Origin of the sequence: Flexivirga sp. (assembly GCF_035551235.1) — a bacterium.
In the GTDB taxonomy this organism is placed as follows: Bacteria; Actinomycetota; Actinomycetes; order Actinomycetales; family Dermatophilaceae; genus Flexivirga.
On sequence record NZ_DASZNO010000021.1, the window covers coordinates 1 to 18,644 of the forward strand.

An 18,644-nucleotide genomic window follows, 5' to 3' on the forward strand; every position below is an offset into this window, starting at 1 on the left:
TCGATGACGTTCAGCGGTCGCTCGCCCCGCTCCTTCAGCTCCAGCCGCATCTCCTCGGTGTCCTCGACGATGAACTCATCGATGCCCTTCACCAGCGCGTGCGTGATGCGCTCGCGCACCGGCTCCTCACGCCACTTGAGCTTGTCGTCCGGGCTCTGCTCCTCGCCCGCCTTGTTGTGCTCCTCGGCCACCTCGAGCAGCCGCTCGGTGGCATCGTCCCTCCGGTTGAGCACGACGTCCTCGATGCGCTCGCGCAGGATCGGGTCGAGTTCGTCATACACAGCCAGCTGACCGGCGTTGACGATGCCCATCGACAGGCCGGCCTGGATCGCGTGGTAGAGGAAGACGGCGTGGATCGCCTCGCGCACCGGGTTGTTGCCCCGGAAGGAGAACGAGACGTTGGAGACGCCGCCGGACGTCAGTACGCCCGGGAGGTTCTCGGTGATCCACCGGACGGCCTCGATGAAATCGGTGCCGTAGGTGCGGTGCTCCTCGATGCCGGTCGCCAGCGCGAACATGTTGGCGTCGAAGATGATGTCCTCGGCCGGGAAGCCGACCTCCTTGGTGAGGATGTCGTAGGCCTTCTGGCAGACCTCCTTGCGGCGCTCCAGCGTGTCGGCCTGGCCATCCTCGTCGAAGGCCATCACCACGACCGCCGCGCCGTACCGGCGGCACAGGCGGGCCTGCTCGATGAACTTCTCGGTGCCCTCCTTCATCGAGATGGAGTTGACGATGGGCTTGCCCTGGATGCAGCGCAGTCCGGCCTCGATGACCTCCCACTTCGAGGAGTCGATCATCACCGGCACCCGGCAGATGTCGGGCTCGGTCGCGATCAGCTTGCAGAAGCGATCCATGGCCTCCACGCCATCGATCATGCCCTCGTCCATGTTGATGTCGATGACCTGCGCGCCGGACTCGACCTGCTGCCGGGCGACGTTGAGCGCCGTCCCGTAGTCGCCCGCCTTGATCAGCTTCCGGAACCGGGCCGATCCGGTGATGTTGGTCCGCTCACCGACGTTGACGAACAACGAGTCATCGGTGATGTTGAACGGCTCCAGTCCCGACAGTCGCATGGCCGGTGCCACCTGCGACGGCACGCGCGCGGGCACGCCGTCGATGCGACGGGCGATCTCCGAGATGTGCTCGGGTGTCGTGCCGCAGCATCCGCCGAGCACGTTGACCAAGCCGTCCTTGGCGAACTCGCCGAGCACGTCGGCCATCTCGTCGGCCGTCTGGTCGTATTCGCCGAATGCGTTCGGGAGGCCGGCGTTGGGGTAGCAGAAGGTGAAACAGTCTGCGACGCGGGACAATTCGGCGGCGTACTGCCGCATGTCCGCTGCGCCGAGTGCACAGTTGAAGCCGACCGCGAGAGGCTGTGCGTGCCGGATGCTGTTCCAGAAGGCCTCGGTGACCTGGCCGGAGAGAGTGCGGCCGGAGGCGTCGGTGATGGTGCCGGAGATGAACACCGGCCAACGGCGTCCGCGCTCGTCGAAGAGCGACTCCAGCGCGAAGACCGCCGCCTTGGCGTTGAGCGTGTCGAAGATGGTCTCGACCAGCAGGAGATCGCTGCCACCGTCGACCAGGCCCTCGGCCTGCTCCTTGTATGCCGTGACGAGCTGCTCGAAGGAGATGTTCCGGGCGCCCGGGTCATTGACATCCGGTGAGATCGACGCGGTCCGGTTGGTCGGGCCGAGCGCGCCTGCGACATACCGCGGCCGCTCAGCGGTGGCAACGGCGTCACAGGCAGCACGCGCCAGGCGCGCCGACTCGTAGTTGAGCTCGTAGCTGAGCTCCTCCATGCCGTAGTCGGCCATCGAGATGCGCTGTGCGCTGAAGGTATTGGTCTCGATGATGTCCGCGCCGGACTCGAGATAGGCCTCATGGATGGCGCTGATCACCGAGGGATTCGTGATCGAGAGCAGGTCGTTGTTGCCCTTGACGTCCTGGTCCCAATCGGCGAACCGCTCGCCGCGGAACTCCTCCTCGCTCAGCTTGTGGCGTTGGATGAAGACACCCATCGACCCGTCGAGCAGGAGCACTCGCTGCGCCATCGCGCTGCGAAGGGCTTCGGTGGCGTCTGGTCGGACCAGCGTGGTGTCGCGCGATGACGGTGTCACACGCGCAATGTCGGAGCGGCTGCTCACTGAGGTCAATCCTCCATTTGCGTTGCGGTCGCAAGCTCCCTGCACCGCCTCTGGAGCATTGACCTCCTGTGGCTGTGCTGGATGAACTTCAGGTGGGATCCCTTCGGGGAGTTTGCGCAGAACGGCACGAGTCTAACGACGGCGTGCACCCGGTCATCGGCAGTCTCACCAAGCCGTGTTGCCACGCCTTGTCCCCTGCGGGCGTGGAGCCCCTCAGGTGCTTAAGCTGAAGGTCTGATGCTGATCGTGATGAGGAGGACCGGGTGATCGAGTTCGAGGACGTGCCGCCTCTGCGCGATCCGATCATGATCGCGGCGTTCGAAGGATGGAACGACGCCGGCGAGACCGCATCGGCGACGGTGCTGCACCTGATCGAGACGTGGAGTGCCGAGCCACTCGCCGCACTCGACCCGGAGCTCTACTACGACTTCCAGGTCAACCGTCCGCGCATCACCAGCGACTCGGGCAGGCGCGAGATCGTCTGGCCGACCACCAAGATCTTCCTGGCACAGGACACGCCACTGGATCGCGATGTGTTGCTGGTCCAGGGCATCGAGCCGTCGATGAAGTGGCGCGGTTTCACCGAGGAACTCATGGATTTCGCCGCGGACTGCGGCGTCGGCACGATCATCACGCTCGGCGGCCTGCTCGCCGACGTCCCGCACACCCGGCCGATCCCGGTCACCGTCACCTCCGAGCACGAGGAGACCCGGCAGCGGTATGACGTCGAGCCCAACCGCTACGAAGGTCCCACCGGCATCGTCGGAGTGGTCACCGATGCGGCACACCAGGCCGACATACCGACCCTGTCCTGTTGGGCGGCCGTCCCGCACTACGCCGGAGCGGGTCCGTCACCCAAGGCGACCCTGGCGCTGCTGACGCGGCTGGAGGAACTCTTCGACACCCTCATCGGTCACGCAGACCTGCAGGAACAGGCGCGTGCGTGGGAGCACGGCGTCGACGAGTTGGCGGCGTCCGACGACGAGGTCGCCGACTACGTGCACTCGCTGGAGCAGACCCAGGACACCACCGAGCTGCCCGAGGCCAGCGGTGACGCCATCGCCCGGGAGTTCGAGAAGTACCTACGCCGTCGCGAGACCGACGACTGACTGCGTTTTCGCTTCGACTCCTCGCCCGCCCGCTGTGGCCGGCGCCGAAGGGCTTGCCTGACGGGCCCGCCGGAAGTCAGGCGCGCAGGCCGAGCAGCGCGTCGACCGCGTCGGCGATCCGCGGGCTCGGCGCGCCCTGGTCCGGGCCACCCGCCCATTCATCGACCAGCCGCACCGCACCGGCGCTGTCCAGGTCGTTCGCCAGCGCCGCGCGCATCCCCTCGATCAGGGTGTCGGCGTCCTCGTCGCCGCGGCACGCCAGTGCACGCGTCCAGCGGTCCCACCGCTTGACGGCGCTGTCGAGCAGTCCGGCGGTGTATTCCCACGGGGTGCGGTAGTGCTGGTCGAGCAGCACCAGCCGGATCGCCATCGGGTCCACCCCGGCCCGCAGCAGGTCGGAAACGCGCACCAGGTTGCCCTTGGACTTGCTCATCTTCTCGCCGTCATACCCGACCATCGCCTGGTGGGCGTAGGTGCGCGCGAACGGCGGATCGTCGGTCAGCGCCACGGCCTGGACGGCGGACATCTCGTGGTGCGGGAAGATCAGGTCGGTGCCGCCGCCCTGCAGGTCGAAGCCCATCCCGAGGTGGTCCAGCGCGATCGTCGTGCACTCGACGTGCCACCCGGGCCGGCCGCGGCGCAACTCGCCGGCGTCCCAGGCGGGCTCACCCTCGCGCTCGACCCGCCACAGCAACGGGTCCAGCTCGTCGCGCTTGCCGGCCCGCTCGGGGTCGCCGCCGCGCTCGGCGAACACCTCGAGCATCTGCGCGCGGTCCCAACCGCTGGCAGCGCCGAAGGTCCCCTGGGTGGACAGGTCCAGGTAGATGTCCTGTGCGCCGGCCTCGGCCGCGTCCGGCGTCGGCACCCGGTAGGTGACGCCGTTGGCGACCAGTCCCTGGATGGTGGCGACATGCCGGTCCATCGTCTCCACGACGCTGACGTAATGGTCCGGCGGCAGCACGCGCAACGCCGTCATGTCGGAGTGGAAGAGCTCGATCTCGCCGGTCGCCAGGTCGCGCCAGTCCACGCCGTCCCGGGTCGCCCGGTCCAGCAGCGGGTCGTCCACGTCGGTGACGTTCTGCACGTAGCGGACCTCGTGGCCGGCGTCGCGCAGCACCCGCCCGGCCAGGTCGAACGTCACATAGGTGGCTGCGTGACCGAGGTGGGTCGCGTCATACGGGGTGATACCGCAGACGTACATCCGGGCGGTCTCGCCGACCTCGAGCGTCGTCACGGTCGAGGTGTTCGCCTGCCACAACGCCAGTGCTCGGCCTTTTCCTTGTAAATCGGGCAGATTCGGCGAAGTCCACGGAGCGATCGTCACGCTCTCCAGCTTAAGCGGCCGTCCTGACGGGTCACCACAGCGGCCACGGCAACGGGTGCCGGTCGTCCGGTGGCGCCGGCAGCTGTCGGGTCTCCAGCAGCAGGTCGACACGATCCTGCAGCGCCACCAGCTCGTCCTCCTGTATGACGCCACACAACGTCTCACCCAGTGCGCCGTCCAGCGCCCCACGCACTGCCTCGACCCGGGCGATCTCGACCGAGGACAGCTCCTGACCGGCGAAACCCCAGAGGACCGTCCGCAGCTTCTCCTCGGCATGCAGGGTCAGCCCGTGGTCGACGGCATACAGGTGACCGGCGTCCATGATCAGCGCGGACGCCTTGCGGTCGGCGTTGTTCAGCACGACGTCCAGCAGCGCCACACCACGCAACGCGTCGAGCGCGGCGTGCGACACGACCAGCGGCTGGTCGTGCTCGTCGTGAACGCCGAGCACCGGCAGGTAGTCGGTGGGGACCGCGGCGACCGGGTCGATGCGCAGCAGGTCGTTCTCGGTGACCGGATCCAGCGGACCCACCCACTGCTGCACGGAACCGGCGCCCAGTGGCCCGTCGGGGCGCAGCGCCGTCACCGGCACGCAGTCCCACCCGCCGGCACTCGAGATCAGGTACGCGGCGTATTCACGGCTCGCGAGTGTTCCTTCCGGAAAGTCCCACAGCGGCTGCTCACCGCGAATCGGCTTGTAAACAGCTGGGATTCGGTCACCATCGTCCTCGATCCACACTCGCAGGACGTAGTTCGAGGCCTCGACCAGACGCCCTTCGATCTCCAGCGGCCCGTCGAGCAACAGCCGCTGCAACCGCTCAGCGTCGATAGCCGTTGGCACGAGGACAGATGTGGCCGGTCGGGTCGAGCGGGCCACCGCAGAAGGGACATGACGGCCGGCCGTCTGCGACGGATGCGAGTCCGCGCCGGGCGAATTCGCGCGCTTGGGGTGCATCCAGCAGCACCCGCACGAGCTGTCCGTCGGGATCGGTCACCTCCTGGAGTTCCTCGCCGTCGTCGGTCGGCTCGAGCTCGACCTGCCGATCGTGGGCCTCGATGATCAGGACTCGACGCTCCGGCTCCCACGCCAGGCTCAGGGTGCTGACCCGGAACTCGTCCTCGATGGGTGCCGTCAGCGGTTCGTTGTCCTCCGCGGCCACCGGCATGTCCTCGTCGACCGAGAGCTCGTCGAGGAGGTCGTTGACGCGCTCCGCGAGCACCGCGACCTGCTCCTTCTCCAAGGACACCGAGACCACGCGACGACCCTGCACGACCTGCAGGAAGAACGTGCGGGCACCGGGTGGACCGACCGTGCCGGCGACGAACCGGTCGGGGTGGTCGAATTCGATGGTCGGCATACTCGGCAGCCTAATCCGAGGAGTCGGTGCCGGTCTCGCCACCGGGGGTCGCATCGCCGGTCGGCGCCGCCTTCTCGGGTATGTCGGTCAGGTCGCCCGTCGTGTCGTTGACCCGGACCACGAACGGCCGACGCGCGGTGTAGCGCACCGCGCTGACCGACGCGGGAGAAACGACGATGCGCTGGAACTGGTCCAGGTGCGAGCCGAGCGCGTCCGCGAGCAGCGCCTTGATGACGTCGCCGTGCGAGACGGCCACCCAGACCGCCTGCGGGCCGTGCTCGGCCTCGACCGCTGCGTCGAGCTCGCGCACCACCGCGACGGCGCGGGCGGACATCTGCGCCAGCGACTCGTGGGCGAAATCCGGTGACGCCGGGAACACCGCCGCCGACGGGTGGTCCTGGACGGTCCGCCACAGGTCGTCCTTGACCAGCTCGCCGATCTTGCGGCCGGTCCAGGCGCCGTACCGGCACTCCCCCAGCCGCTCGTCGGTCTCGACCGTGATGTCCGGGAGGCCGACCGCGACCGCAGCTGCGGTCTCCTGGCAGCGCTGCAGCGGGCTGCTGACGATGCGCACGATCGGCAGCTGCTCCAGCCGCTTACGGGCCTCGCCGACCTGCCGTTCACCGGTCTCGTCGAGCCCGACGCCCGGCGTCCAACCGGCAAGCACCCCAGAGGTGTTCGAGGTGGTGCGGCCGTGCCGCAGTAGCAGAACAGTGGCCATGGGTTACCGAAGTCCTTCCGCGTCCATGATCTGCGCGACGGCGCGAACCGCGGTGATTCGTTCCGCCAGACTGTCTCCGGTGGGCGCGACGCTGAGGGTGGTCACACCGGCGTCGGCATACGCATGCAGCCGCTCGGCGATGTGATCCGGTGGGCCGATCAGCGCAGTGCGGTCGATGAAGTCACGCGGCACCGCCAGCGCTGCGTCGCGATGCTTGCGCTCCAGGAAGAGGTCCTGCACCTCCTGCGCGGCCTCCTCGAATCCCATCCGGCGTGCGAGGGCGTTGTAGAAGTTCTTCTTCCGGGAGCCCATGCCGCCGACGTAGAGGGCGGCATTCGGGCGCAACCGATCCGCGGCCGTGTCCAGGTCGTCCGCCATACTCAGGCCGACCTGCGCCGCCACGTCGAAACCGTCCAATGAACCGTCCGGGTGGCCGGCCTTCTTGCGGCCGACGCTCAGCTGCTCGAGTTGCTCCGGCAGATGCTCGGGGCTGACGAAGATGCCGAGCCAGCCGTCGGCGATCTCGCCGGTCAGCTCCATGTTCCGCGGGCCGATCGACGCCAGGTAGATCGGGACCTGCGCCCGCTCCGGCAGGAGCAACAGCCGCAGTGCCTTGCCGGGGCCGTCCGGAAGCGGCAATTCGAAGTGCTTGCCGTGGTATTCGACGTTCTTGCGGTCGAACGCGAGCCGGATGATGTCGACATACTCGCGGGTGCGGCCCAGCGGACTGTCGAAGCGCACGCCGTGCCAGCCCTCGCTGACCTGCGGGCCGGACACACCGAGCCCCAGGCGGAATCGGCCGCCGGTGATCTTGTCCAGGGTCGCGGCGGTCATCGCTGTCATCGCCGGCGTCCGGGCCGGGATCTGGAACACCGCGCTACCCCATTCGAGGTTCTCGGTGAAGGCGCTCAGGTATGCCGCCAGCGACGGCACATCGGAGCCGTATGCCTCGGCCAGCCAGGCGACGCGGTAGCCCGATTCGTCCGCGGCCAGGGTCAGCTCCTTCATCGCCGCGAGGTCGTCCGTGCCCGCCGTGCCCCAGTAACCGAGGTTGATGCCCAGATCCATGACGCCGACGCTACCCTTCCAGGCCCGGCTCGTCCCTCACCGCTCCTCAGGACAGCAGCCGCCCTCCGAGGTTCGGAGACGTCCGCCCACTACGGTTGTGCCGTGCAATCGGCGAATCTCGGCAGCTCAGGGCTGCGCGTCAGCGATCTCACCCTCGGCACCATGAATTGGGGCGACACCGTCGACGAGATCTTCGCCGAGGAGATCCTGCGCGACTTCCGCGAAGCAGGCGGGACGACGATCGACACGGCATACGGCTACGCGGACGGTGTCGCCGAGGAGATCCTCGGCGAGCTGGTCGCCGGTAGCCGGCGCGAGGAGTTGGTGCTCGTCGGCAAGGCCGGCATCTCCCGGACCACCGGATCACGGGTGGTGGACACCTCGCGGGGCACCTTGCTGGACCAGCTCGACGCCACGCTGCGGCGGTTGCGCACCGATCACCTCGACCTCTGGCTGGTGCACACCTGGGCCGCCGACGTGCCGCTCGCCGAGACGATGTCGGCGCTGGAACACGCTCTGGCCACCGGACGGACGCGGTATGTCGGGGTGTCCAACTACTCGGGCTGGCAGTTGGTCGCGGCGCACTCGATCTTGCAGCAGGCACGGATTCCGTTGACTGCCAATGAGATCGAATACAGCCTCGTTGAGCGGAGCGCCGACGCTGAAGTCCTGCCGGCCGCACAGCACGTGGGTGCCGGCCTCCTGGCGTGGGCGCCGCTCGGCGGCGGTGTGCTGACCGGGAAATACCGTCGAGGCGTGCCCGCGGACTCCCGGGCGGCGTCCGGCCGGCACTCCGGATGGGCCGCTCGCCGCCTCGGTGGCAACTCCGACTCGATCGTCGATGCGGTGGCAACGGCCGCGGACGGCCTCGGCGCGAGTCCGGCGCAGATCGCGTTGAGCTGGGCACGCAGCCGGCCGGGCATCAGCTCACTGGTGGTCGGGGTTCGCAACCGCAGCCAGCTGCGCACCGTCCTGGCCAGCGCGGAGACCCAGTTGCCGCCTCAGATAGCGCAGGCGCTGGACGACGTGTCACGCGCCGGCTGATCAGGAGCGTTCGGAGTCCTCGTAGTCGAGGTCGTCCGTGTCATCGCCCGCGAGCCCGATGTAGCGGCCCTCGGTGTCCTCGTCGTCGAGGTCGTCATCCGTCTCGGCGTCATCGGTCTCGAGGTCGTCGTCCTCGAGGTCGTCGTCCTCGAGGTCCTCGTCTTCGTCGTCGCCGACGTAGACCTCCAGCGGGGTGACCTCGCCGTAGGTGTCCATCAGCGCGTCGTCGTAGTCCTCGAACGCATCTGCCAGGTCTCGGTATGCCGCAACGACCGACGGGTCGTTCTCGCTGCGGCGCGATGCAGCGGCTTCCAAGTGTCGTTCCAACGCACTCACCAGGGCGGACAATGCGGCACGCGGCTCAGCGGTCATGGCTTGACCGTACCCGCTCACGGCGGATTCGTAATAGAGCAACGCCCCTGCCAATCGGTCGGATCCGGATGTGCCTGGGTGATAATGGGTGGCGATGACCGAGTACGAGTTCCGCGTGTTGACCTTCCCTCGCGATGTCAGCCGGTCCGAAGTCCGGCAGGCGATCACCGACCAGGCCGAATACGGCCACTGGGAGCTGGCCCGCAGCCGCCTCTACCTGGGTGGCGCACGCAAGGTCTGGTTGCGCCGCCGGATCATCCGCGTCCGCCGCACTGCTTGAAATCGGCGACAGCCACGCCAACGCGACCGCACGATCAGCGGACGGCCGTGAGACGACGACCAGTTCGGGGGCGGCACAACGCGAGCTTACGAGCGTGTGTCGCCCCCGGGCTGCGAGGAGTCGAGCCAAAGTCAGCAGTCGTGCAGGAACTCCCCCAGCACACGCGCGCCGAACTTCAGCGACTCGACTGGCACCCGCTCGTCGATGCCGTGGAACATCGGCGCGAAGTCCAGGTCGGCCGGCAGCTGCAGGGGCGCGAAGCCGTAGCCGTTGATGCCCAGCTTCTTGAGTGCCTTGTTGTCGGTGCCGCCGGACAGGCAGTAGGGCAGGATCGCGGCCTGCGGGTCCTGTGACAGCAGTGCGCGTTTCATCTTCTCGACCAGCGGCGCGTCGAACGGTGCCTCCAGGGCGATGTCGTGGTGCAGCACCTCGACCTCGACGTGCTCCCCGGCGAGTTCCCGGATGACGTTCATGAGGTCGTCCTCGTGCCCGGGCAGGTAACGGCAGTCCAGTGACGCGGACGCCGTCTGCGGGATGACGTTGTGCTTGTACCCGGCGTCGAGCATGGTGAAGTTCGAGGTGTCGCGCAGGGTGCCCTCGACGAAACCGCGGGCGCCGCCGAGCTTGGCCAGGATCGGGCCGAGGTCGTCGTCGCTGTATGGCGAGCCGGTCAGCTCGCTCAAACCGTCGAGCAGCTGCCGCACGGAGGCGATGTATTCGCGAGGCCACTCGTGGGCGTCGATGCGGGCGATGGCCCGGGCCAGTCGGACGACGGCGTTGTCGTCGTTGGGGACAGAGCCGTGCCCGGCGCGGCCGTGGGCGTGCAGGCGGAGCCAGGCGATGCCCTTCTCCGCGGTCTGCAGCAGGTAGGCGCGCTGCTGGCCGGCCTTGCCGTCGAAGGTGACGGAGTAGCCGCCGACCTCGCTGATCGCCTCGGTCACGCCCTCGAAGAGTTCGGGGTGGTTGTCGACCAGCCAATGGCTGCCCTTGACACCGCCGGCCTCCTCGTCCGCGAGGAAGCCGACCACCAGGTCACGCGCCGGCTTGCGGCCCGTGCGTGACATCTCGCGCACGCAGGACAGGATCATCGCGTCCATGTCCTTCATGTCGACCGCACCACGACCCCAGACGCAGCCGTCCTTGATCTCGGCGCCGAACGGATCCACCTGCCAGTCCTCGGCGTTCGCCGGCACGACATCGAGGTGGCCATGCACGGCGAGCGCGCCGCGGTCGGAGTCCTCTCCCTCGATGCGCACGATCACCGACGCGCGACCCGGCTCGCTCTCCAGCAGCACCGGATCGAGCCCGACCTCGGTCAGCTCACCCATGACGTATTCGGCGGCCTTGCGCTCGCCCGGCCCGCTGCCGTCGCCGTAGTTGCTCGTGTCGATGCCGATCAGGTCCTGCGTGATGCGGACGACCTCGTCCTCGGCGCTCAGCGCCTTGCCATCGGTGTCGTGGGAAGTCATACGACAAGCGTGCCACGTAGGACCGACCCGATCACGGCCCGGCCAGTGCCCGGACCGTGTCGATGGTGTCGGCGTCCTCCGCGCGCTTGTCGTCGCGATAACGGATCACCCGGGCAAAACGCAGCGCGAGGCCACCGGGATAGCGGCTGGACGTCTGCAGCCCGTCGAAGGCGATCTCGACGACCTGCTCGGGGCGGACGTGCACGACCCAGTCGCCGCGGTCCGTCGCGAGCTGGGTGAAGCGCTCGGTCTGCCAGCGCAGGATCTCATCGGTCATCCCTTTGAAGGTTTTTCCGAGCATCACGTAGCCGCCGGTCTCGGGGTCACGTGCGCCGAGGTGGATGTTGGACAGGAATCCCTTGCGCCGTCCGCTCCCCCACTCCACGGCAAGGACCACCAGGTCGAGGGTGTGCCGGGGCTTCACCTTCACCCAGCCGGCGCCGCGGCGACCTGCGGCATACGGGGCGTCGAGGTCCTTGACGACGACGCCCTCGTCGCCCGCTCCGACCCGCTCGTCGAAGAATCGCCGGGCACTGTCGACGTCCTCGACTGCGGCGTGTGCCACGAGCCAACGCGCCGGGACCAGATCGACCAGTCGCCGGTGACGTTCCCGGAACGGCAGGTCGATCAGATCGTCGCCGTCGAGGTGCAACAGGTCGAAGAACTGCGGCGTCACCGGCGTCTCCTGGCGCAACCGCGCCGGATCGGCGCTGCTCGCGGTCCGTGCGCCGGTGACCTGGAACGGTTGGGGCCGGCCGTCGGCGGTCAGTGCCACCGCCTCGCCATCGAGCACCAGCCGGTGCGCGGGGAGCTGCTGGACGATCTCGACGACCTCCGGCAGCCGGTCGGTGATCTCCTCCAGGCTGCGGGTGAAGAGGCGGACCTCGTCCTCGATCTTGTGGGCCTGCACCCGGATGCCGTCCAGCTTGGTCTCGACCTGCTGATCGAGCTTCTCGTCGATGGCACCGCCGATGTCGGTGGCGCTGCCCGCGAGCATCGGGCGCATGGGCCGCCCGACGACCAGACCGATCGCAGCGACCGCATCGGCGCCGTCGTTCATCGCGGCGGCCGCGACGGGCGCCGTGAACCCGGCGAGCATCACAGCGCGCCGGACGGCCTTCTCCGGGACGCCGCTGGCCTCGGCGATCGCGGCGAGCATCACGCCGTCGCCTGCCCCTTGGCGCAGCTCCCCCTGGATCAGGCCGGTCACGAAGCGCTGCTCCGCGGCTGTCAACCGGCCGAAGAGTGTCGCGAGCAGTTCCTTGCGCTGCCCGACGGAGCCGGCGCCGCGCACGGCGGCGACGGCCGAGAGCGTCTCGTCCAGCTCGCGCACCGTCACCGACGCGTCGTCGCTCGGCTCGGGTGCGTCCCGCAGGCCACGCCAGCCGACACCGATCCGTCGCTGCGGCAGCACGCCCGCAAGGTATGACGCGACGAGCGGCACCTCCTCCGGTGTCGCATCGCGCAGCACCTGTGCGACCGCGTCCCGTTTCGCCAGCCGGGATCGCGTCCCACGCACGGCCTGGGACACCGAGATGACCTGATCCAGCAGCATGGCTGCAGTCTGCCGCGCACGTCCGACATACGGGAACGAGCGCGACGCGCTAGCGTCATACCTGAATCAGCCAGAGACATGAAGGGGAAGACACATGCCGGTCAATCTGAGCAAGGGCGCGAACATCTCGCTGGAGAAGGCTGCACCGGGTATGACGACAGCGATCGTCGGCCTGGGCTGGAACCCGCGCACCACCGACGGTGCGCAGTTCGACCTGGACGCCTCGGTGCTGTTGCTCGCCGAGAACGGCAAGGTCCGCAACCAGTCCGACTTCGTCTTCTACAACAACCTGACGGGCGACAACGGCTCCGTGCAGCACCTCGGTGACAACCGGACCGGCGAGGGTGAGGGCGACGACGAGCAGATCAAGGTCTCGCTCGGCCAGGTCTCCCCCGACGTCCAGCGGATCACCTTCGTCGCCTCCATCGACCAGGCCGACGCCCGCGGGCAGAACTTCGGGCAGGTCTCCGACGCGTTCATCCGCGTCTTCGACGCCGACGACCCGACCAACGCCGACAAGGGCGCCCGCTTCGACCTCGGCGAGGACGCCGCGACCGAGTCGGCGCTGGTGTTCGGGGAGCTGTACCGGAACAACAACGAGTGGAAGTTCCGCGCCGTCGGGCAGGGCTACTCCAGCGGCCTCGCCGGCGTCATCAAGGACTTCGGGCTCGACGTCTGAACTACGTCATCGCCGTGTCCACGGCCCGTGCTGTGTATGGCGGATGCCGCACGCCGCGGGCCGTGGCACGATTGAAGGAAACCGGCCACTGCGTGCTAGTGTTTCCGCTCGTTGGCCGGGCCGCGAGGACGGTTGACACACCCATATGTCCGGGTGGCGGACTGGCAGACGCGCTAGCTTGAGGTGCTAGTCCCCTAACGGGGGTGGGGGTTCAAGTCCCCCTCCGGACACTTGCACGAATAGCCTCGTGGATCCGAATCTCTCGGATCCACGAGGCTATTTTCGTGACTACCCCTAGGGCCGTCGCTTCAGGCCGATTGCGGTTCTCGGTCGGCCGTCTGCATCTCCAGGGCGATGTCGATGATCATGTCCTCCTGGCCGCCGACGAGCCGGCGGCGGCCGCATTCGGTGAGGATGTCGCGCACGTCGACGTCGTACCGGGCGGCGGCGTTCTCGGCATGCCGCAGGAACGAGGAGTAGACGCCGGCATACCCGAGGGTGAGCGTTTCCCGATCGACGCGGACCGGGCGGTCCTGCAACGGGCGGACGATGTCGTCGGCTGCGTCCTGCAACTTGAACAGGTCGCAATTGTGCTGGAACCCGGACAGATTCGCGACCGCGATGAACGCCTCGATCGGGCAGTTACCCGCCCCGGCACCGTGCCCGGCCAGCGACGCGTCGACCCGGTAGACACCGTTCTCGACCGCCACCACCGAGTTCGCCACCGACAGCGACAGGTTCTCGTGCGCGTGGATACCGATCTCCGTCCCCGGGTCGAGCACGTCCCGGTAGGCACGCACCCGGTCCGCGACGTCGGTCATCGTCAGCCGGCCGCCGGAGTCGGTGACGTAGACGCACTGCGCGCCATACGACTCCATCAGCTTGGCCTGCTTGGCCAGCTCCTCCGCCGGCGCCATGTGCGAGAGCATCAGGAAGCCGGACACGTCCATCCCGATCTCACGGGCGGCGGCGATGTGCTGTGCGGAGATGTCCGCCTCGGTGCAATGCGTCGCGACCCGCACCGACCGCACGCCGAGCGCGTACGCCTGCTTCAACTCACCGATGGTCCCGACCCCGGGCAGCAGGAGTGTGGTCAGTCGGGCGTGCTGCAGCACGTCCGCGGCCGCCTCGATCCACTCCCAGTCGGTGTGCGAGCCGGGACCGTAGTTCACCGACGACCCGGCCAGGCCGTCGCCGTGCGCGACCTCGATCGCATCCACGCCGGCGTCGTCGAGCGCGGTGACGATCCGTTGCACGTCCTGCGGAGTCATCCGGTGCCGGACGGCGTGCATGCCGTCCCGCAGCGTGACGTCCTGGACGAAGATGGGTGTGCTCATGCTGTGACCTCCGCGGCGGAAAGCTGTTGGGCGGCAATGCGTTCGGCGACCTGGATGGCAGCGGACGTCATGATGTCGAGGTTGCCGGCATACGCCGGCAGGTAGTGCGCGGCGCCCTCGACCTCCAGGAACACCGACACCTGGTGCGTCGGCCGTTCGCCGCCGGTGAGCGTCTCGACCGGCTGATCGTCTGGTATGGCGGTGATCTGCACCTGCTGCTTGAGCCGGTAGCCCGGCACGTACGCCGCGACGTCGGCGACCATCTTGTCGATGCTGGCGCGGATCTGCTCCAGCGCCGTCTCGTCCGGCGCGGTCACCAGGGCGAAGACGGTGTCGCGCATGATCAGCGGCGGCTCCGCCGGGTTGAGAATGATGATCGCCTTGCCACGCGCCGCGCCGCCGACCTGCTCGATGGCCGCGCTGGTGGTCTCGGTGAACTCGTCGATGTTCGCGCGGGTTCCGGGGCCTGCCGACTTGGACGCGATGGACGCGACGATCTCGGCATACGCGACCGGCACGACCCGCGACACCGCCGCAACGATCGGGATGGTGGCCTGGCCGCCGCAGGTGACCATGTTGACGTTCGGCGCGTCGACGTGCTCCTCCTGGTTGACCGCCGGCACGACATACGGACCGATCGCGGCGGGCGTCAGGTCGATCAACCGTTTGCCGTATGGCGCGAGCTTGGCCGCGTTGACCTTGTGTGCCCCGGCCGAGGTGGCGTCGAAGACGATGCCGATCTCGTCGAAGCCGGGCAACGCGATGAGACCGTCGACACCGTCCGCGGTGGTCGGCACACCCATCCGCGCGGCGCGGGCGAGCCCGTCCGACGCGGGGTCGATGCCGACCATGGCACCCATCTGCAGGTGTTCGGCGGTGCGCAACACCTTGATCATCAGGTCGGTGCCGATGTTGCCCGAGCCGATGATCGCGACCTTGGTCTTCGCTGTGCTCATCTCAGGCCTCCTCATGGTTGCTGAAAATGACTGACACTGAACCCAATCCGCTGAGTTCCGCGGTCGCCTCCACCCCCGGAGCCGCCGGGCGCATCGGGCCGAGCGCACCGGAGAGGATGACCTGCCCCGCGCACAATGGTGCCCCGAGGTCGCGGGCCTGGCGGGCCAGCCACTGCAGTGCGAGCAGCGGGTCACCCAGGCATGCCGCACCGTCCCCGGTGGAGGTCTCCTGTCCGGTGACGGTCATCGTCATCTGCACGTCACGGGGCTCGAAGTCGTCCAGCGTGCGGCGCTGCGTGCCCAGCACGTACGCGCCGGCCGACGCGTTGTCCGCGACGGTGTCACCGAACGTGATGTCCCAGCCCGCGATCCGGCTGCCACAGATCTCGATGGCCGCCACCGCGTAATCGACCGCTTCACGCACCTGCTCGATGTCGAGCGAGCCGTCGGCGAGGTCGTCCTTGAGCACGAACGCCACCTCCGCCTCCACCTTCGGCTGCATCACCGACGCGTGCTCCACGGTCGCACCGGACTCATACGCCATGTCGTCGAAGAGGATCCCGAAGTCGGGCTGGTCGACGCCGAGTTGCTGCTGCACCGCCGGCGAGGTGAGGCCGATCTTGCGGCCGACGACACGAGCGCCACCGGCCACTCGCTCCGCAGCAAGCCGCTCCTGCACCGCGTATGCCGTGGCCACGTCGTCACTGCCGATGATGTCGCGCACCGGCTCGCAGGCGACGCCGGACAAGGCGGCGTCCCGCAGTCGCGTAGCAGCGGACTCGACCGCCATGCGCTGGTCCTGATTCGTCTGGGTCATGTGATTCATGATCCGGGTCGGGGATCCGCACCCTCAAGGTTTCAGTTCCGGTGACCGGAACCACCTGACAAGTTTGCCCGGCGGACCAGCGTCGCGCCGATACCGGCGCCCGCGGACCGCACCGCCTGCGCGTGCCGGGCCGGCTGGAACCGGCCCTTGCGCCCGGTGACCGAGACGCCGGCGATCGCCCGACCGTCCTGGTCGTGGATCGGCGCCGCCACACACACGATGCCCGGCGCGGATTCCTCGTATTCAAACGAGATCCCGCGCTCCAGGATGTCCTGCAACTGCCCACGCAACACCGACCGGTTGACGATCGTGCGGGCCGAGCACCGACGCAACCGACCCGCCAGCACCCGATCGATCACCTCATCCCCGGCACCGGCCAGCAACGCCTTACCGATCGCCGTCGCGTGCAACGGCATACGCCCACCAATGCTCGACGGAGCCGACGCCTGCCGATGGCCGCCGAGCTTGGCGACGTACACCACCTCGTCACCCTCGAGCACCCCGAGATGCACCGTCTCCTGCGTGCGCTCGGACAAGTCCTCCAGGAACGGCATCGCTACCTCGAGCAGGGTGCGCTCCACCGAGGCGCGCATGCCGAGCTCGAACACCAGCCGCGACAAGCGGTACTTGCCGTCGACCCGCTCGAGCAGCCGCGCCCCGACCAGATCGGCCAGCAGCCGGTGCAGGGTTGCCTTGGGCAGCTCGGTGCGCGCCCGCAACTCGGCGAACCCGAGCATGGTGCTCTCGACCGAGAACGCGAGCAGCACCTTCATCGTCTTGCCGAGCACCGTCTCGGGGCCGGGCGCCTCCGGGCGGCGCATCGAGGAGCTCTCACCGTGCTGACTCATCGGATCCCTCGTTGTCACCAAAGCGCGCCCGGCGCATCAGCTGTATGCCGGCAATGCTCCCAGAGGTCACACGCGTGCCGGCGCGGACAGTCGGGCGGAGTAGATGGAGTAGCCGTCGACCCATCGGGTGATCGCGGTCGCGATCACCGTTGCGACGATCATAGGCACCAGAAGACCGAAGCCGCCCTGCGTCAACTCGAGCATGAGGGCGACGCCCGCCAGCGGCGCCTGCATCGCTGCGCCGATCATCGCGGCTGCCCCGATCAGTGCGTAGGCGCCGACAGGTGACCCCGGCCAGAAGTGACCCCATCCGATGCCCAGCACCGCTCCCAGTGCTGCGCCCGTGCTCAGCACCGGTGTGAACAAGCCACCCGAGGCACCACTGCCCAGACAGGCGACCGTGACCAGCGGTTTCAGCACCGCCAGCGCGACGAACAACCCGAGCGAACCACCGCCGACGAATGCCAGGCGGGCGATGTCGGCGCCGTTGCCGTACAACAGCGGCCACCGCAACGCGAGCAACCCGAGGACTCCGAACGCCAGCAACGGCGCAACCAGAGCCCAACGCCCCGTGACCCGGTAGTGCGAGACGATCCCGATCAACCGCACGTACCCCGCGGCCACCAGCCCGATGATGACGCCGACGACCATTGCCCACACCAGCAGCCTTGGTGCGAAAGCGAACTCGGGCAGTCCGACATACACAGCATGCTCGGGCAGCCCCACCCAGGCCGTCACCGTCGCCACACCCGCACAGCCCAGCGCCGGCAACACGACGGGCAGGTTGACCGCGCCCACGAGCACCTCGGCGGTGAACAGTGCCGCGCCCAGCGGCACGTTGTAAACGCACGCGAACCCGGCACCGGCGCCACACGCCACCAGCAACCGCAACTGCGCCGGCGTCAGCCGCAACCAGCCGGCCAGCACGTTGCCGGACACCGCACCCATCAGCTTCGGGGCTGCCTCACGCCCGAGCGAGGCTCCCAGCCCGACCACGATCTCGGACAGCACCGACGTGCCCACACTGCGCCGGAACGACAGTCGGCCCTCCCCCGTCCACAGCACATCGTCGACCTCGGACTTGCGTCCCGGCGTGAACCGCCGCAACAGGTACCACCCGACACCGGCGATGACACCGCCGAGCAGCACCGGCCACAACCGCGACCATCCATCGGCGGCCGCGACCTTCGCCGCGAAGTCGTCGAAGCCTCTGGCGCCGAACGCCAGGTATGACGTCAGCTTCAGCAGCCACATCAGCGCGTCCCCCAGCAATCCGGAGACCACACCGGTGATCACGATCGCGAACCAGAACCGCGGTGTCAGCGCAGCATCTCCGTCGTGCGTGACGTTCGGCTGCATCATCGCCCCACGTCCCGACGGCAACCGCCGCTTCAGCAGGGGTGGTGGGATGCGCTCGCGGTCGCTCCTCGCCATCGTGACTCGCCCCGGACTCATCGCGTCGGGTTGTCGGCGAACGGGTCCTTGGCGGGCCACAGGGGTTCGAGGGCCATGGGTCTCCTTCTCGAGGTCGGTGCCGGCGCGATGCGCCGGCGC

18 protein-coding genes and 1 tRNA gene are annotated in these 18,644 nt (G+C 68.5%); 5 read left to right on the forward strand and 14 right to left on the reverse strand.

The genetic code is table 11. The features are described 5' to 3' along the window. The coding region (metH, locus tag VG502_RS05195) for a methionine synthase (RefSeq protein WP_325548962.1) at window positions 1-2,117 on the reverse strand (2,117 nt) is incomplete at its 3' end. 290 nt (window positions 2,118-2,407) lie between these two features. Between metH and VG502_RS05200 the strand changes: the two genes are divergently transcribed. After that, complete coding sequence (locus VG502_RS05200) at window positions 2,408-3,253, forward strand: PAC2 family protein (protein ID WP_325548963.1); 846 nt, start codon at window positions 2,408-2,410, stop codon at window positions 3,251-3,253. A gap of 76 nt (window positions 3,254-3,329) precedes the next feature. Here the strand turns inward: VG502_RS05200 and mshC are convergent, their stop codons facing one another. From mshC to VG502_RS05225, 5 genes are read right to left on the reverse strand one after another with little or no spacing between them, the layout of a single operon-like run. Continuing rightward, the gene (gene mshC / locus VG502_RS05205) at window positions 3,330-4,571 is read right to left on the reverse strand and encodes a cysteine--1-D-myo-inosityl 2-amino-2-deoxy-alpha-D-glucopyranoside ligase (RefSeq protein ID WP_325549335.1); all 1,242 of its coding nucleotides are present in this window, start codon (window positions 4,569-4,571) and stop codon (window positions 3,330-3,332) included. Between the two features lie 37 nt (window positions 4,572-4,608). After that, entirely contained in the window at window positions 4,609-5,418 is an 810-nt protein-coding gene (locus VG502_RS05210) for an SCO1664 family protein (RefSeq protein WP_325548964.1), read from the reverse strand. Further along, entirely contained in the window at window positions 5,396-5,935 is a 540-nt protein-coding gene (locus tag VG502_RS05215) for a DUF3090 domain-containing protein (protein WP_325548965.1), read from the reverse strand. Before VG502_RS05215 ends, VG502_RS05210 begins: the two co-directional genes overlap by 23 nt. 10 nt (window positions 5,936-5,945) lie before the next feature. Beyond that, on the reverse strand, window positions 5,946-6,656 hold the full coding sequence (locus VG502_RS05220; protein ID WP_325548966.1) for a histidine phosphatase family protein: 711 nt from the start codon (window positions 6,654-6,656) through the stop codon (window positions 5,946-5,948). Window positions 6,657-6,659: 3 nt separating this feature from the next. Then, complete coding sequence (locus tag VG502_RS05225) at window positions 6,660-7,724, reverse strand: LLM class F420-dependent oxidoreductase (RefSeq protein WP_325548967.1); 1,065 nt, start codon at window positions 7,722-7,724, stop codon at window positions 6,660-6,662. 102 nt (window positions 7,725-7,826) lie between these two features. Here VG502_RS05225 and VG502_RS05230 point away from each other — a divergent pair, with 102 nt between their 5' ends. Further along, window positions 7,827-8,768 carry an aldo/keto reductase gene (locus VG502_RS05230; RefSeq protein ID WP_325548968.1) on the forward strand — a complete coding sequence of 314 codons (942 nt, stop codon included), beginning with the start codon at window positions 7,827-7,829 and terminating at the stop codon, window positions 8,766-8,768. Here the strand turns inward: VG502_RS05230 and VG502_RS05235 are convergent, their stop codons facing one another. Further along, the gene (locus VG502_RS05235; protein WP_325548969.1) at window positions 8,769-9,140 is read right to left on the reverse strand and encodes a hypothetical protein; all 372 of its coding nucleotides are present in this window, start codon (window positions 9,138-9,140) and stop codon (window positions 8,769-8,771) included. Window positions 9,141-9,234: 94 nt separating this feature from the next. On the opposite strand from VG502_RS05235, the gene VG502_RS05240 reads away from it, so the two are divergent. Next, window positions 9,235-9,420, forward strand: coding sequence for a DUF5703 family protein (locus tag VG502_RS05240; protein WP_325548970.1), 186 nt, complete (start codon window positions 9,235-9,237; stop codon window positions 9,418-9,420). Window positions 9,421-9,551: 131 nt separating this feature from the next. On the opposite strand, the gene VG502_RS05245 is transcribed toward VG502_RS05240, so the two are convergent. Together VG502_RS05245 and VG502_RS05250 are read right to left on the reverse strand one after the other, a co-directional pair. After that, window positions 9,552-10,889 carry a M20/M25/M40 family metallo-hydrolase gene (locus tag VG502_RS05245; protein ID WP_325548971.1) on the reverse strand — a complete coding sequence of 446 codons (1,338 nt, stop codon included), beginning with the start codon at window positions 10,887-10,889 and terminating at the stop codon, window positions 9,552-9,554. A gap of 31 nt (window positions 10,890-10,920) precedes the next feature. Next, window positions 10,921-12,444, reverse strand: a complete 1,524-nt coding sequence (locus tag VG502_RS05250; protein WP_325548972.1) for an ATP-dependent DNA ligase — start codon at window positions 12,442-12,444, stop codon at window positions 10,921-10,923. 94 nt (window positions 12,445-12,538) lie between these two features. On the opposite strand from VG502_RS05250, the gene VG502_RS05255 reads away from it, so the two are divergent. Both VG502_RS05255 and VG502_RS05260 read left to right on the forward strand, forming a co-directional pair. Continuing rightward, window positions 12,539-13,123: a TerD family protein gene (locus VG502_RS05255; protein WP_325548973.1), complete on the forward strand. Its 585-nt coding sequence runs from the start codon at window positions 12,539-12,541 to the stop codon at window positions 13,121-13,123. 147 nt (window positions 13,124-13,270) lie between these two features. After that, window positions 13,271-13,353: transfer RNA gene (locus VG502_RS05260), tRNA-Leu, on the forward strand. 78 nt (window positions 13,354-13,431) lie between these two features. On the opposite strand, the gene dmpG is transcribed toward VG502_RS05260, so the two are convergent. From dmpG to VG502_RS05285, 5 genes are all read right to left on the reverse strand, one after another. After that, window positions 13,432-14,460, reverse strand: a complete 1,029-nt coding sequence (gene dmpG / locus VG502_RS05265; protein ID WP_325548974.1) for a 4-hydroxy-2-oxovalerate aldolase — start codon at window positions 14,458-14,460, stop codon at window positions 13,432-13,434. After that, window positions 14,457-15,416: an acetaldehyde dehydrogenase (acetylating) gene (locus VG502_RS05270; protein ID WP_325548975.1), complete on the reverse strand. Its 960-nt coding sequence runs from the start codon at window positions 15,414-15,416 to the stop codon at window positions 14,457-14,459. Before VG502_RS05270 ends, dmpG begins: the two co-directional genes overlap by 4 nt. A gap of 1 nt (window position 15,417) precedes the next feature. Next, window positions 15,418-16,233: a 2-keto-4-pentenoate hydratase gene (locus tag VG502_RS05275; protein ID WP_325548976.1), complete on the reverse strand. Its 816-nt coding sequence runs from the start codon at window positions 16,231-16,233 to the stop codon at window positions 15,418-15,420. 41 nt (window positions 16,234-16,274) lie between these two features. Then, window positions 16,275-17,090: an IclR family transcriptional regulator gene (locus VG502_RS05280; protein ID WP_325548977.1), complete on the reverse strand. Its 816-nt coding sequence runs from the start codon at window positions 17,088-17,090 to the stop codon at window positions 16,275-16,277. Window positions 17,091-17,156: 66 nt separating this feature from the next. Then, window positions 17,157-18,452, reverse strand: a complete 1,296-nt coding sequence (locus tag VG502_RS05285) for a chloride channel protein (RefSeq protein ID WP_325548978.1) — start codon at window positions 18,450-18,452, stop codon at window positions 17,157-17,159. Window positions 18,453-18,644 lie beyond the last annotated feature (192 nt).

Coding starts and splice junctions, on each gene's coding strand:
- VG502_RS05215 (WP_325548965.1), bottom strand. CDS start 5,935: ATGCCGACCATCGAATTCGACCACCCCGACCGGTTCGTCGCCGGCACG.
- VG502_RS05220 (WP_325548966.1), bottom strand. CDS start 6,656: ATGGCCACTGTTCTGCTACTGCGGCACGGCCGCACCACCTCGAACACC.
- VG502_RS05225 (WP_325548967.1), bottom strand. CDS start 7,724: ATGGATCTGGGCATCAACCTCGGTTACTGGGGCACGGCGGGCACGGAC.
- VG502_RS05235 (WP_325548969.1), bottom strand. CDS start 9,140: ATGACCGCTGAGCCGCGTGCCGCATTGTCCGCCCTGGTGAGTGCGTTG.
- VG502_RS05240 (WP_325548970.1), top strand. CDS start 9,235: ATGACCGAGTACGAGTTCCGCGTGTTGACCTTCCCTCGCGATGTCAGC.
- VG502_RS05245 (WP_325548971.1), bottom strand. CDS start 10,889: ATGACTTCCCACGACACCGATGGCAAGGCGCTGAGCGCCGAGGACGAG.
- VG502_RS05250 (WP_325548972.1), bottom strand. CDS start 12,444: ATGCTGCTGGATCAGGTCATCTCGGTGTCCCAGGCCGTGCGTGGGACG.
- VG502_RS05255 (WP_325548973.1), top strand. CDS start 12,539: ATGCCGGTCAATCTGAGCAAGGGCGCGAACATCTCGCTGGAGAAGGCT.
- dmpG (WP_325548974.1), bottom strand. CDS start 14,460: ATGAGCACACCCATCTTCGTCCAGGACGTCACGCTGCGGGACGGCATG.
- VG502_RS05270 (WP_325548975.1), bottom strand. CDS start 15,416: ATGAGCACAGCGAAGACCAAGGTCGCGATCATCGGCTCGGGCAACATC.
- VG502_RS05275 (WP_325548976.1), bottom strand. CDS start 16,233: ATGACCCAGACGAATCAGGACCAGCGCATGGCGGTCGAGTCCGCTGCT.
- VG502_RS05280 (WP_325548977.1), bottom strand. CDS start 17,090: ATGAGTCAGCACGGTGAGAGCTCCTCGATGCGCCGCCCGGAGGCGCCC.
- VG502_RS05285 (WP_325548978.1), bottom strand. CDS start 18,452: ATGATGCAGCCGAACGTCACGCACGACGGAGATGCTGCGCTGACACCG.